General features: G+C 67.6%; 11 protein-coding genes and 1 pseudogene. 8 read left to right on the top strand and 4 right to left on the bottom strand.

Going from position 1 to position 12,029, the window contains the following annotated elements:
- From IG98_RS54820 to IG98_RS44765, 4 genes and pseudogenes are all read left to right on the top strand, one after another.
- Nucleotides 1–634, top strand: a pseudogene (locus tag IG98_RS54820) (transposase); the annotation flags it as partial.
- Nucleotides 635–694: 60 nt separating this feature from the next.
- Nucleotides 695–1,651, top strand: coding sequence for an IS701 family transposase (locus tag IG98_RS44770; protein WP_425428010.1), 957 nt, complete (start codon nucleotides 695–697; stop codon nucleotides 1,649–1,651).
- Nucleotides 1,606–1,938, top strand: a complete 333-nt coding sequence (locus IG98_RS54815; RefSeq protein WP_425428009.1) for a hypothetical protein — start codon at nucleotides 1,606–1,608, stop codon at nucleotides 1,936–1,938. The genes IG98_RS44770 and IG98_RS54815 overlap by 46 nt, the downstream gene beginning before the upstream one ends.
- A gap of 431 nt (nucleotides 1,939–2,369) precedes the next feature.
- On the top strand, nucleotides 2,370–3,419 hold the full coding sequence (locus tag IG98_RS44765; RefSeq protein WP_037970078.1) for a hypothetical protein: 1,050 nt from the start codon (nucleotides 2,370–2,372) through the stop codon (nucleotides 3,417–3,419).
- On the opposite strand, the gene IG98_RS50400 is transcribed toward IG98_RS44765, so the two are convergent.
- Nucleotides 3,416–3,568 carry a hypothetical protein gene (locus tag IG98_RS50400; RefSeq protein ID WP_157594296.1) on the bottom strand — a complete coding sequence of 51 codons (153 nt, stop codon included), beginning with the start codon at nucleotides 3,566–3,568 and terminating at the stop codon, nucleotides 3,416–3,418. The two genes, IG98_RS44765 and IG98_RS50400, sit on opposite strands and share 4 nt — an antisense overlap.
- Nucleotides 3,569–4,307: 739 nt before the next feature.
- On the opposite strand from IG98_RS50400, the gene IG98_RS0112485 reads away from it, so the two are divergent.
- Nucleotides 4,308–5,843, top strand: coding sequence for an ISL3 family transposase (locus IG98_RS0112485; RefSeq protein WP_030910381.1), 1,536 nt, complete (start codon nucleotides 4,308–4,310; stop codon nucleotides 5,841–5,843).
- A 66-nt stretch (nucleotides 5,844–5,909) separates the two neighbouring features.
- Nucleotides 5,910–6,377 carry an NsdA family TPR-like regulatory protein gene (locus IG98_RS46810; RefSeq protein WP_483855311.1) on the top strand — a complete coding sequence of 156 codons (468 nt, stop codon included), beginning with the start codon at nucleotides 5,910–5,912 and terminating at the stop codon, nucleotides 6,375–6,377.
- Nucleotides 6,378–6,584: 207 nt separating this feature from the next.
- Here the strand turns inward: IG98_RS46810 and IG98_RS44755 are convergent, their stop codons facing one another.
- From IG98_RS44755 to IG98_RS0112465, 3 genes are all read right to left on the bottom strand, one after another.
- A complete protein-coding gene (locus IG98_RS44755) occupies nucleotides 6,585–7,109 on the bottom strand; it encodes an alpha/beta hydrolase (protein ID WP_342666810.1) in 525 nt (174 codons plus the stop codon).
- A gap of 565 nt (nucleotides 7,110–7,674) precedes the next feature.
- A complete protein-coding gene (gene glnA / locus IG98_RS0112470; RefSeq protein WP_030910378.1) occupies nucleotides 7,675–9,099 on the bottom strand; it encodes a type I glutamate--ammonia ligase in 1,425 nt (474 codons plus the stop codon).
- A 170-nt stretch (nucleotides 9,100–9,269) separates the two neighbouring features.
- Nucleotides 9,270–10,292: a hypothetical protein gene (locus IG98_RS0112465; RefSeq protein WP_030910374.1), complete on the bottom strand. Its 1,023-nt coding sequence runs from the start codon at nucleotides 10,290–10,292 to the stop codon at nucleotides 9,270–9,272.
- Nucleotides 10,293–10,407: 115 nt separating this feature from the next.
- Here IG98_RS0112465 and IG98_RS0112460 point away from each other — a divergent pair, with 115 nt between their 5' ends.
- Nucleotides 10,408–10,869 carry an RDD family protein gene (locus IG98_RS0112460; RefSeq protein WP_030910371.1) on the top strand — a complete coding sequence of 154 codons (462 nt, stop codon included), beginning with the start codon at nucleotides 10,408–10,410 and terminating at the stop codon, nucleotides 10,867–10,869.
- A 99-nt stretch (nucleotides 10,870–10,968) separates the two neighbouring features.
- Nucleotides 10,969–11,994 (top strand): RNA polymerase subunit sigma-70, encoded by a 1,026-nt coding sequence (locus IG98_RS0112455; protein ID WP_030910366.1) that lies wholly within the window; start codon nucleotides 10,969–10,971, stop codon nucleotides 11,992–11,994.
- Nucleotides 11,995–12,029 lie beyond the last annotated feature (35 nt).

Here is a 12,029-nt window from a genome sequence, read left to right as displayed (position 1 = left end):
AGGGCGACAAGGCCGCTCTGGCCTCCAAGGGGGCCGCCGGGACCGGTTGCAAGCTCACCGAGGCGCAACTGATGCGGCTGGAGGCGTTCTTGGACGAGGCCGCGATCGCGCACGGGTGGGACGATCAGCGCTGGACGAGCGCGCGCATCGCCGCCCTGATCGCTGAGAGGTTTCACATCCGCTACACGCCGCGTGGGGTGGCCTATCTGATGGAGCGGCTGGGATGGTCGTTTCAGGTGCCAGCGCATCGGGCGGCCCGGTGCGACGACGAGGAGCTCGCCGGTTGGAAACGACGGGTGCTGCCCGCTTTAAAAGTACCCGGGCGGCCTGGGGCTCCTGGCTCGTCTTCGCCGATGAGTCCGGACAGAACCCGAAACCGCCCAAAGGCAGGACCTGGGCCCGCAAGGGGCACACCCCGGTGCTGCACGTGGCCTACCGGCTACCGGCCTATGCCCCGAAGCTCAACCCGGCCGAGGGCGTGTGGTCCAACCTGCGCACCAAGCTGTTCAACTTCACCGTCCACGGCATCGACGAGCTCACCAGTCTGATCAAGAACCGGCTTAAACCCCTGCAGTACCGGCCTGACCTGCTGAACGGCTTCATCGCCGAAACCGGACTCATAATCTCCGACATAACCTCCGGCTTTCATACTCAGTATGTGCGTGGCCTGCTGACCGACGGGGCCCGTAAATCGATGGAACCGATGGCGGCCCGGCTGGACGTGGATCGCCAGGGGCTGCAGCAGTTCCTCACCGATGCCCCGTGGTCGCATCAACTGGTGCTGGCCGAGCTGGCCTGGCGGATGGACGTGGCGATCCACCCGGCCGCCTGGGTGATCGACGATGTGTCCTTTCCCAAAGACGGCGAGGAGTCGCCGGGCGTGGCCGCGCAGTACTGCGGGGCGCTGGGCAAGAGGGCCAACTGCCAGGTCGCCCTGAGCGTGCACCTGGTCACCAACGCGGCGTCGTGTCCGGTGAACTGGCGGCTGTTCGTGCCCGAGGGCTGGGATCCGGCCTCGCCGCGGGTGGCGGACGCCGATGCGGTGGCGGCGCGTCGGCACCGGGCCCGGATTCCTGATGACATCACTCAGGTGCCCAAGTGGCGGCCGGCCGTGGACATGCTGGACGAACTGGCGTGTTGGGGGCTGGATGCGCCGCTGGTGGTCGCCGATGAAGGGTACGGCCAAGACGGGGCCTTCCGGCTGGCTCTGACCGAGCGGGACATCGCCTACGTGGTGGGGGTTCGCTCCGCTACCGCGCTTTTGGCGGCCGAGTCCTGCCGCACCAGGACACCGTATCGGGGCACCGGGCGCCGGGCGGCGCCCCGATATCGGCAGCGGCGGATCAGCGCCCGGCAGATGGTGCCGGCTGCCGGGCGGCGTGCGCTGCACACGGTGACCTGGCGAGTCGGGTCCAAAGGGCCGCTACGTTCCCGCTTCCACGCACTGAGGGTCCGGCCGGCGGGATACAGATCCGCCGTGCCTACGTCGGTGAGGACCTGCCGGTGTGCCGGCTGCTGGCCGAGTGGCCGGTCGGCGAGCCGGAACCGGCCAAGTACTGGCTGTCCACTCTCGCGGCGGACGTGCCGCTACGGCATCTGGTGCGTATGGCCAAGATCCGCCGGCGCATCGAGCACGACTACCGCGAACTGAAGACCGGTCTGGGCCTGGACCATTTCGAGGGCCGCACCTGGAGCGGCCGGCACCACCACGTCACCTTGGTCTCGGTCGCCCACGCGTTCTGCACCCTGGAACGGCTCAACCCAAAAGCGCCGGCTGCGGCTGGAGTACCTACCGGGTCATCGCCGAGCTCCAGTTGCTGCTGGCCTGCTGGGCCGGGATCTGCCCCACCTGCCGCCGCACATTACCCAGACACGCCCAGCCCGTCCCCACCTAACCAAGTCCTACTAGCCCTGTCGCTGAACTCGCACGGCCGGTGACTGTCCGAGTCCTGCCCGGATATCCGGATCAGGGACAGCCGGAGCGCTGAGTGGCGCTCTCCCGGCTGCACAACCCCGAACAGCCTCTTACGCTGGCACTGCGCTGTTCGTCCGCCAGTAGATCTCTCAAAGTGTCATTTTCGCGCCGACACGACATATAATCATGGATTTCTCGTGCCATGTTGTTGCGCACTCAAGATGGCAATTGCCTATCCTAGTTGTCATGGGGTGGCAGTTGGTCACCGATCTTGTCATGTTGATCATCGTCTGGAACGACCAACGCCGCCTGGGTGATCTTGGTTAGCCGAGACGAACGCGTCCTTCTCTTCCAATACCGCTTACCACGAACGCGGATGCCCCTGGGTCCTACGCCCGTCCGGCTGAGTACGAATACTCATGTGCCGTTCTGGTGGCCTTCATACACTTCGATTATGCTACTGAAGCTGGCCACCGCCGCCGCGGCTGCGGCCGCCGCCCTCTGGCTCTGGTGGACCGCCCCCTGGGACGACGGCAACGACCGCTGGAAACTGGTGGCCGACCAGTCGTCGGTCACCTACGGACAGGTCATCGCCACCGGCGAGCACGACGCCTGGGCCTTCGGCTGGGACATCCTCGGCATCGGCGCCTGGCTCCCGATGGTCGACGGCCCGCACCGCCCCACAGCCTTCCATTGGGACGGCGACCGCTGGACGAAAAGCGACTTCCCAGTCAAACTCGGCAGCATCGGCCCGGTCGCCGCGTCCGCCCCCTCCAACGTGTGGGCCCTGGCCAGCGACGAGGGCAACACCTCCGTCCTGCGCTGGGACGGACGCGCTTGGACGATCGTCCAGAAGCTGCTCGCTACGGCCGAGAGCCTCGCCGTCACCGCTGACAACGACGTGTGGGTCTTCGGCGACCACAGGGCCTGGCACCACAACGGCGCCACCTGGTCCGAACAGAGTGTCTCCTTCCGCGCCTTCCGGGTCAACGCCCGCTCCGCCTCTGACATCTGGGCCCTCGACGGCGACGCCCCCTGGGTGCACCACTTCGACGGCAAAGTCTGGACTCGAGTCAACCTGACCGCGGCGCTACCGAAGGCCCCGCCCCCGTCCGACGATTCCCCGCCCGACCCGACCGGCCCTCGGCTGACCGCCATCACCGCCGATCCGTCCGGCATCTGGATCACCGGGGAGATCGGGGCGTCGTCGTTCCTGCTCTACCAGACCGGTTCCGGCTGGCGCAGCGAGGACACCTCAGCGAAGGCCGGTCGCATGGTCCGTGATCTCCCACCCGTCCCCGACGGCAGGGGCGGCCACTGGTTTCTCAGCTCCACCGACGTCAACGGTTACGACTCCGCCCTCGCCCACCGCGATCCCTCCGGCCACTGGACCAAGGTTCCGTCCGGCGGCGAGCTGACCTCGCTGTCGGCCGTCCCCGGCGGCCCGCTCCTGGCCACCGGGGTGATCGGCAAAGCTTCAGGAGTCTTCCGCAACCTTCCCTAAAGCAGGCCGTGCAGCACCTCGGCCTCCGGTTCCAGCCATGTCCGCATCCGCGCGAGCTGCTCGTGAACCTCCTCAATCCGCTGCAGGGGCTCGCCCTGCCGCTGCGCCAGTTCCTCCAGCAACGACCCCACCGCCTCCCACGCCTTCACCCATCGGAGAAACTAGCAACCTGATCAACCAGTCCAGACCACGAACCCCCAGCTGAGACAGTCACTGCAGAAGCGCTACACCCAGCTGAGTCTGCTGGCAGGCGAGCGGAGGCTGGCGGCGACAGATTGCGCCCAGAACCGGCAGGGCAGAGCCGCGCTTTTGCGAAGCGTGACGAGCGACTGGCCTCCGATCAGGACCTGGACCGGAGCAGTATCAAGCCGCCAAGGATAGGTAGGCCGCCGCTGGCGATCGGCTGGCCGGCGGGCCGGGGTCGGCGCATGGCGGCGCTGGATCGGCGTTACCGATGCCCGGATTGCCCCAGTGGGCTTGTAACTCGTGTCCGTTGTGAACGCCGCTCCGCGTGTTTCAGGCGCGCGGAGAGCCATTCGAGTCAGCGTCACCATGATGCTCTTACAAACAGTGAACAACTACGCCTCTTCCGGGTCGGTACTGTTGACCTGGGCGAACGGGTTTAGACACAGGCATTTAGCGCGCAACCGAGCAGACTTCGACACCTGCTCGAGTCGGGAGCTGCGCCAGCTTCCCCAGGAAAATGTCAAGTTGGTTGAGGGTGAGGACACCCCAAGATCCTCACACTAAATGTCAGGGCCCAGGTCTTTAGCACTGATCACTGACATCTTCGCTGAGCGCCAACAGCTGACATCAGGGGGTGTGTCCAGTTAACGGCTCTGTCCCGTAATCGGTGGTAGCCGTGCGTCACCGGTGCCAGGCTGGGGTGTGCTGGAGATCGACGCTCTTGCGGGTGTGGTGTTTTCGGGGTTGTCTGCCCTGGTCATCGAGGGGGTGGTGGACGAGGGCAATCTGATTCGGGTGGTGGCGCGGACTCGAGACGATCCCGTGCTGTGTCCGGTGTGCGCGACGCCGACCGGCCGGGTGCATGGGTTCTGCGGCCGGATAGTCACCGACCTTCCCGTGGACGGCCGGCGGGTGGTGGTGTCGGTGCGGGTGCGGCGGATGGCCTGCCCGGTGTGGAGTTGCTCGCGGCGGACGTTCCGGGAGCAGGTGCCCGGGCTGCTGGAGCGCTACCAGCGCCGGACGAACCGACTCGCCGACCAGTTGGGCGCGGTGGTGAGAGAGCTCGCGGGCAGGGCGAGTGCCCGGTTGTCCCGGGCCTTGGGCGCGCAGGTAGCGCGGTCGACCGCGTTGCGGCTGCTCAGGCGGCTGCCGCTGCCTGCGGTCGGAGTGCCACGGGTGCTGGGCGTCGATGACTTCGCGTTGAGATGCCGCCACCGGTACGCCACGATCCTCATTGACGCCGAGACCGGGACGCGGATCGACGTGCTGCCAGGTCGCGGCGCCGAGGTGCTGGAGGTGTGGCTACGTGCTCATCCCGGCGTGGAGATCGTCTGCCGGGACGGTTCCCTCACCCATGGTGAGGCCGTCCGCCGGGCACTGCCCGACGCGGTGCAGGTCAGCGACAGGTGGCACCTGTGGCGGAACGTGTGCGACAAGACCCTGGCCGAGGTCCGCTCCCATACCTCCCGCTGGGCGGCGGTCAACCCGCCCCGTCCCGGGGGCGTCCGCGAGCGGACCACCCGCGAGCGCCGGCATCAGGTTCACGACCTCCTCGGCAAGGGTGTTGGCCTGCTGGAATGCGCCCGCCGACTCGACGTGTCCCTGAACACCGTCAAACGCTACGCCCGCAGGAGCGAGCCCGAGGAAGTCCGCCGTGCTCCGCGCTACCGACAGACCCTCGTCGACCCCCACCGCGACCACCTGCGCGCCCGCCGCGCCGAGGATCCGGCCGTCCCGGTGATGCGGCTGTTCCATGAGATCAAGGAACTCGGCCACACCGGCAGCCTCAACCTCCTCTACCGCTACCTCACCCAGGGCCGAGCCGAAGGCGACCGGCCCGTCATCACTGCCCGCCATCTCACCCGGCTCTTGCTCACAGACCCCGACCGGCTACGCGACACCGACACCGACCCGCTGCGGGACCTCACCGCCGCATGCCCCGAGTTGGCCGCACTCGCCCGCCTTATCCACGCCTTCGCTGAGCTGCTCACCCCCGCCGTCGGAAACGACACCCAGCTCACCGCGTGGATCACCGCCGCACGCGCCGCCGACCTACCTCACCTGCACGGCTTCGCCAACGGACTGGAGCTCGACCGCGCAGCCGTCGATGCCGCTCTCACCCTGCCCCACCACAACGGCCGGACCGAGGGCGTCAACACCCGCACGAAAAGGATCATGAGACAGATGCACGGCCGTGCCGGATTCGACCTCCTTCGCCACCGCATCCTCCTCCCGTGACCATTACCCAGCGCTACCACCGATTACGGGACAGAGCCGTTAACTGGACACACCCCCGCGGAATTCATTGGCTGGCTGTATCGCGATTTAAGAGATTTGCCCACGGCAATGTACTGGTACGACCGGGCGGTCGAGTGGGCGCAGGAAGCCGACGACGGCCCCATGCAAGGCTATGTGTTGCTACGCAAATCCCAACTCGCCTATGACCGGCAGGACGCCTTGAAGGTGCTGACGCTGGCGGAAGCGGCGCAGCACAGCAGCACGCGGCTCCAGATTGGGGTGCGGGCAGAAGTCCTGCAGCAGCAGGCGTTGGGGCTGGCCATGATGGGGGAGCCGGTGCGCAAGGTCGAGATGAAGCTCGACGAAGCGCGCGGACTGCTGCCCGGCGTGTCGGAGGAGGAGCCGGGGACACTCGGCAGTTCCTTCACGGAGCACGTGCTGTCGCTACGCAGCAGCGCGTGCTTCACCGAGGCGGGCAACCCCGCCAGGGCGACCGAGATCCTTGGGTCGATCATCGCTGGCGGCAGCCTGTGATATCGCGACGTCGGCTACTTCCAGGCCCGTCACGCGGCCGGGCTGGCCCTGATCGGCGAACCCGATCAGGCGGCCACCCTGGGGCTCGCAGCGGCGCGCGTTGCGCGGGCCACTCGTTCGCGGCGGACGATCACGGTCTTGGGCGAAGTGGTGGAGTCGATGGGCCGCTGGCGGCGTCGGCCGCAGGTGCGTGCCCTGCAGGACTTCTTAGCTGATCGTCCTATCGCGTAGGCGTCCGTCCCGCAGCCATTCGACGACCGTTTGGATCACCGCGGCCTGCCATGCCTGGCTTTGGGGGTTGTGATATTGCGGGTCATCGTGGACGGCGAAGGTGTGCTGGGAGCCTTCGACCTCGACCAGGTCGCACGGGGCGGTGAACTGGGGCACGGCCGCGCGGGAGGACTCGATCGGCACGAGGGTGTCCTTGGTGCCGTGCACGATCAAGGTCGGTGCCTTGATGGAACCGAGGATGGTGTGCGGCTGCAGCCAGAAGACTTCGTTGAGGAGTGGTCGGCCGTGGCGCAAGGTGGGGGTGAAGGTGATGGATCCCTGCTCGGTGAGCTGGTGGGCGACGTCTTCATCTAGATAGTCGTCGTGCCAGTAGGGGCGACTGTCGATGGTGCGCTTCTTGTAGTCGAGCTGAGGGTTGAGCAGTACCAGCCGGAACACTTCGTTGGGCCGGTGGGCGGCGTAGTATCCGCAGATGCCGCCGCCGAAGCTCGTGCCGAGCAGGCTAAGTCTGAGAACTTTGGTCGTCTCGCGGAGCTGCTGCAGCGCAGGTCGAAGCGGAGCGATGCCAATCCGTGGTCGCTCAGCCCGTGGGCCATCCGGGTGAAGAAGCCGCTTTCGTGACGCGTCACCCCGCCGCCGTGAACCAGGACGACGGCGTGTTCTGGCGGTCCATCTGGTGTGACGAGCGTTCCGGCGAGCTGTTGGCCATCGAGAGTCCGGAAGGTGATCTCATGCTCTGTCGAAGTCACCTTTAGCAGCATAGGCACGGCCCTGGACTGGTGGAAGCATTCGCGATGGTCCGGAGAAGGGGGCGCAGTTCAGGGCGAGATAAGCGGCAGGCGTCGGTCTGCGATGTGGCCCACGCTGCAGTAGGGCATCGGCGCCCCGCCGAGCGAGATCAACACTCCCCAACAGCGCAGAACGGCCCGGTACCGATTTACGGTGCCGGGCCGTTCTGCTCCGGGTCTGTTCCGGCCGATGTCGCTCGGCGACTACAAGCAACGACAGCCTTTCCCAGCTCAGCGCCCATTTCCAGTAAGGTCGCCGAGGCCGGGAAACCGTACCGTCACACGTCGTAGTAGAGCTCGAACTCGTGCGGGTGCGGGCGCAGGCGGATCGGGTCGATCTCGTTCTCGCGCTTGTAGGCGATCCAGGTCTCGATCAGGTCCGGCGTGAACACGCCGCCCTCCAGCAGGTACTCGTGGTCGGCCTCCAGGGCCGCGAGCACGTCCGACAGCGAGCCGGGGACCTGCGGGATGTTGCGGGCCTCCTCCGGGGGAAGCTCGTAGAGGTCCTTGTCGACCGGCTCGACCGGCTCGATCTTGTTGCGGATGCCGTCGATGCCGGCCATCAGCTGGGCGGCGAAGGCGAAGTACGGGTTGCACGACGGGTCCGGGACGCGGAACTCGATGCGCTTGGCCTTCGGGTTGGAGCCCGTGATCGGGATGCGGATGCACGCCGAGCGGTTGCGCTGGGAGTAGACCAGGTTGACCGGGGCCTCGTAGCCGGGCACCAGGCGGTGGTAGGAGTTCACCGTCGGGTTGGTGAAGGCCAGCAGTGACGGGGCGTGCTTGAGCAGGCCGCCGATGTAGTAGCGGGCGGTGTCGGACAGGCCCGCGTAGCCGACCTCGTCGTAGAAGAGCGGCGCGCCGTCCTTCCAGAGCGACTGGTGGCAGTGCATGCCGGAGCCGTTGTCACCGAAGATCGGCTTGGGCATGAAGGTGACCGTGTGGCCGTGCTCCAGGGCCGTGCTCTTGACGATGTACTTGTACAGCATCAGGGTGTCGGCGGCCTTGAGCAGTGTGTTGAACCGGAAGTCGATCTCCGCCTGGCCGGCCGTGCCCACCTCGTGGTGCTGCATCTCGACATCGATGCCCGCGTCGATGAGGCGGCGCACCATCTCCGAACGCAGGTCGGTGAAGTGGTCCATCGGCGGGACCGGGAAGTAGCCGCCCTTGAACCGCGGCTTGTAGCCGAGGTTGCCGCCCTCCTGGGCCTTGCCGCTGTTCCAGGCACCCTCGATCGAGTCGATGTGGTAGTAGCTCGTGTGCGCGTTGGTCTCGAAGCGCACGTCGTCGAAGATGTAGAACTCGGCCTCGGGGCCGAAGTAGACCGTGTCGGCGATGCCGGTGCCCTTGAGGTACTCCTCCGCCTTGCGGGCGACGTTGCGCGGGTCGCGGCTGTAGGCCTCGCCCGTCAGCGGGTCGTGCACGAAGAAGTTGATGTTGAGCGTCTTGTGCTGCCGGAACGGGTCGAGCACGGCCGTGGACGGGTCGGGCAGCAGCAGCATGTCCGACTCGTGGATGGCCTGGAAACCGCGGATCGACGAGCCGTCGAACATGAGACCGTCGGTGAAGACGCCGGCTCCGAAGTTCTCCGAAGGGAACGTGAAGTGGTGCGTCGTCCCCGGCAGGTCGGTGAACCTGACATCGACGAACTGCACCCCTTCGTCCTTGATGAACTTCAGGACGTCGTCGGCGGAGTTGAACACGCGAACCTCCCATGGGGCACGGGCTATCAGGCCGAAGGTATGCCTGCGCCGTTACCGCCCCGTGTCTCGTTTGTTTCACTCGTGTTAAGCGAAAGTCGCCTTCACGCTAGTTCTCGGACCCCGCCTGGGCGGGTATACCGAACCGTCCTTTGCCCGGTTTTGCCGGATTTTCACGTGCTGGACTTCAGCGGACTGCAGTCCTTCGTCGTCTCCTCCTCGATCGAGTAGGGATCCACGGCCGGGGCGCCGGCCGTCGGCTTCCGGTCGGGAGGCGAGTCCGGATAGAACGGGTGTACGAAGGCGTCGTCGATGTCGCACCGCGCCGGAGCGACTCCTCCGCCGTTCCAGCCGCTGACCCAGAAACGCAGTCGGCCGCCGTCCCGCCACACGTCCAGCCTGCCGATGTTGTGCGCGACGAGCCTGGTCAGGGTGTCCGGTCTGCACGGCCGCTGGATCGCGTACACGAACAGGTAGTTGACCTTGATCCGGACGCTGCTGAGCCCGTTCTCCTTGAAGGTCGTCAGCCGGGTTCTGCCGTGGACCTTGAAGGTCTCGCTGACCAGTTCGGCGTTCTTCGGAGCCAGGCTGGTCACCCACCTCCGGCTTTCGTACCCGCTCTTCCTGTCGGGATGCTTGAGGCCCTTGACGAACGGCGCGCGCTGGTCGGGGTTCAGCAACCGGATCAGTGCGTTCGGCCTCCCGCCCAGCAGCACCTTCCGGTCCAGGTTCGAGGCCGTCAGGAGTTTTCTCGCGTGCCGCAGGGCCGCGGACACCTCCTTGCGGCTCAGCCCGCCGAGCGCCCGAGGCTCCGGCATGACCAGTCCCTTTACCCCGTCGGCGTACTTCTGGGCCGGTGAGCCGTCGAAGGGGGAGAGCTTCACCGGCTTCACCGGGGCCGGCTCGGCGCTTTGCCCGGCGGCCGCCGGATCGGCGGACGGGTCGATGCCGAAGTCCGCGAGGATGGCGGCGCGGACCCGTTCGACGCTGTCGGGCCGGTAGACGACAAATCCCCCGGCCGCCGCCACCAGGACGGCCACCGCGACCGCGGTCCACCGCCGCCTGCGGCGACGCTTGATGCGGGGCTGCCGTGCCCACTCCTGTTCGGCGACTTTGCTCATCCGCCTGCGTTCCCGCACGCTGATCTGGGCCGTGAGCGCCGTGAACCGCTGGTCGATGTCGTCGTTGTCAGGCACGGGGGGAATGCGCTGATTGAGATGCCGACATATATGATCTATGGCTTTCGCCCTGTCTCGCCAGCCGATCCGGGCGAGTACGAGGGCGGTACCCGGGGCGGATACCGTTGGGACCATGAGCAGCAAGCAGCCGCGTTGGACCCAGACCTGGCTCGGCGGCGTCAGGTCGGCCGGAGTCGACCTCGGTTATCCGGGGGAGCGGCTCGGGTTGCCCGCGGAGGGCAGCGGCTCGGTGGCCGGATTCGGCCGCAGGCTCGGTGCCATCGTGGTCGACTGGCTGATCTGCACCTGGGCCATCACCCAGGGGCTCCTGCGGATCGACCCCACTCATTCGGCCTGGGTCCCGATCCTGGTCCTGGCCGCCGAATACCTCCTGCTGGTGGGCACCATGGGGATGACCTTCGGGATGCGCCTGTTCGGCATCAGGGTCGCCGCGCTCGGCGGCGGCCGCCCCGGGTTCGTCTCCGTGCTGGTACGGACCGTCCTGCTCTGCCTGGCCCTGCCCGCCCTCATCTGGGACCGCGACCAGCGGGGCCTGCACGACCGTACGGCGAACACCGTGGTCGTACGTCTCTGAGGCGTCCTCACGCCCGCAGCTGATTCCTTTTCCCTCCGGCGGCCGTCACAACGGCGGGCGGCCGCGCCGGGCGGGCCGCAGTGTGGGAGGGATGTCGTTGTGGTCGAGGAAGAGGAGAGAGCGGTCCTGGCCGCCGCGCTGGCGGGTGACGAGCCGGCGTTCGGCGCGCTCGTCGAGAGGTACCGGCGGGAGCTGCGGGTGCACTGTTACCGGATGCTCGGCTCCTTCGAGGAGTCGGAGGACCTGGTGCAGGAGACGTTCCTGCGCGCCTGGCGCAGGCGGGAGAGCTTCCAGGGGCGCTCGACCTTCAGGGCCTGGCTGTACCGGATCGCGACCAACGCCTGTCTGGACTTCCTCGACCGCCACCCGCGCCGCCCACGCCCGCGTGAAGCGCCGGTACTGGCCACCTCCGGCGTACCCTCACCGGCACCGACCGAGGTCTTCTGGTTGCGTCCGTACCCGGACCGGCTCCTGGAGCCGCCCGCGCCCGCCGGCGCCGAGCCGGACGCCGAGGTGGTCGCCAAGGAGACGATCGAGCTGGCCTTCCTGGTGGCCATTCAGCACCTGCCTCCCCGGCAGCGGGTGGTGCTGATCCTGCGCGACGTGCTCGGCTGGTCGGCGCAGGAGGCCGCCGCGCTGCTGGAGGTGAGCGTCGTGGCGGTGAAGAGCGCCCTGCAACGGGCCCGGTCGACGATGCGGGAGCACCTGCCCGCGCAGCGTCTGGAGTGGGCGCCCTCCTCGGATCCGACCGAGGAGGAACGCGCGGCGTTGCGACGCTACATGGACGCCGTCGAGCAGGCGGATCCCGAGGTCCTGGCCGAGGTGCTGCGCGCGGACGCCTGGCAGACGATGCCGCCGGCCCCGATCTGGATCCTGGGTGGCGAGGCGATCGTCGAGGCGTGGCGTCCGGCGATGATCGGCCCCGAGGCATGGGGTGACTGGCGCGTCCTGCCCACCCGCGCCAACCGGCAACCCGCGGCGGCGGCCTACCTCAGGCGCCCGGGCGAGTCCGGGTACCAGGGGTCGTGGCTCGGTGTCCTGCGGGTCGAGGGCGGGGTGGTGACCCAGATCACCACCTTCGGCGCCGAGATCTTCCCGGAGTTCGGCCTCCCTGCGGCGCTGTGACGGACGCCGCCGGGTCCCCGGAGCGATTCCTTTCG

Origin of the sequence: Streptosporangium amethystogenes (genome assembly GCF_000721075.1) — a bacterium.
GTDB classification, from domain to species: Bacteria; Actinomycetota; Actinomycetes; order Streptosporangiales; family Streptosporangiaceae; genus Streptosporangium; species Streptosporangium amethystogenes.
Note: the sequence above shows the minus strand (reverse complement) of the source record. Positions and strands in the feature narration are given on the sequence as shown.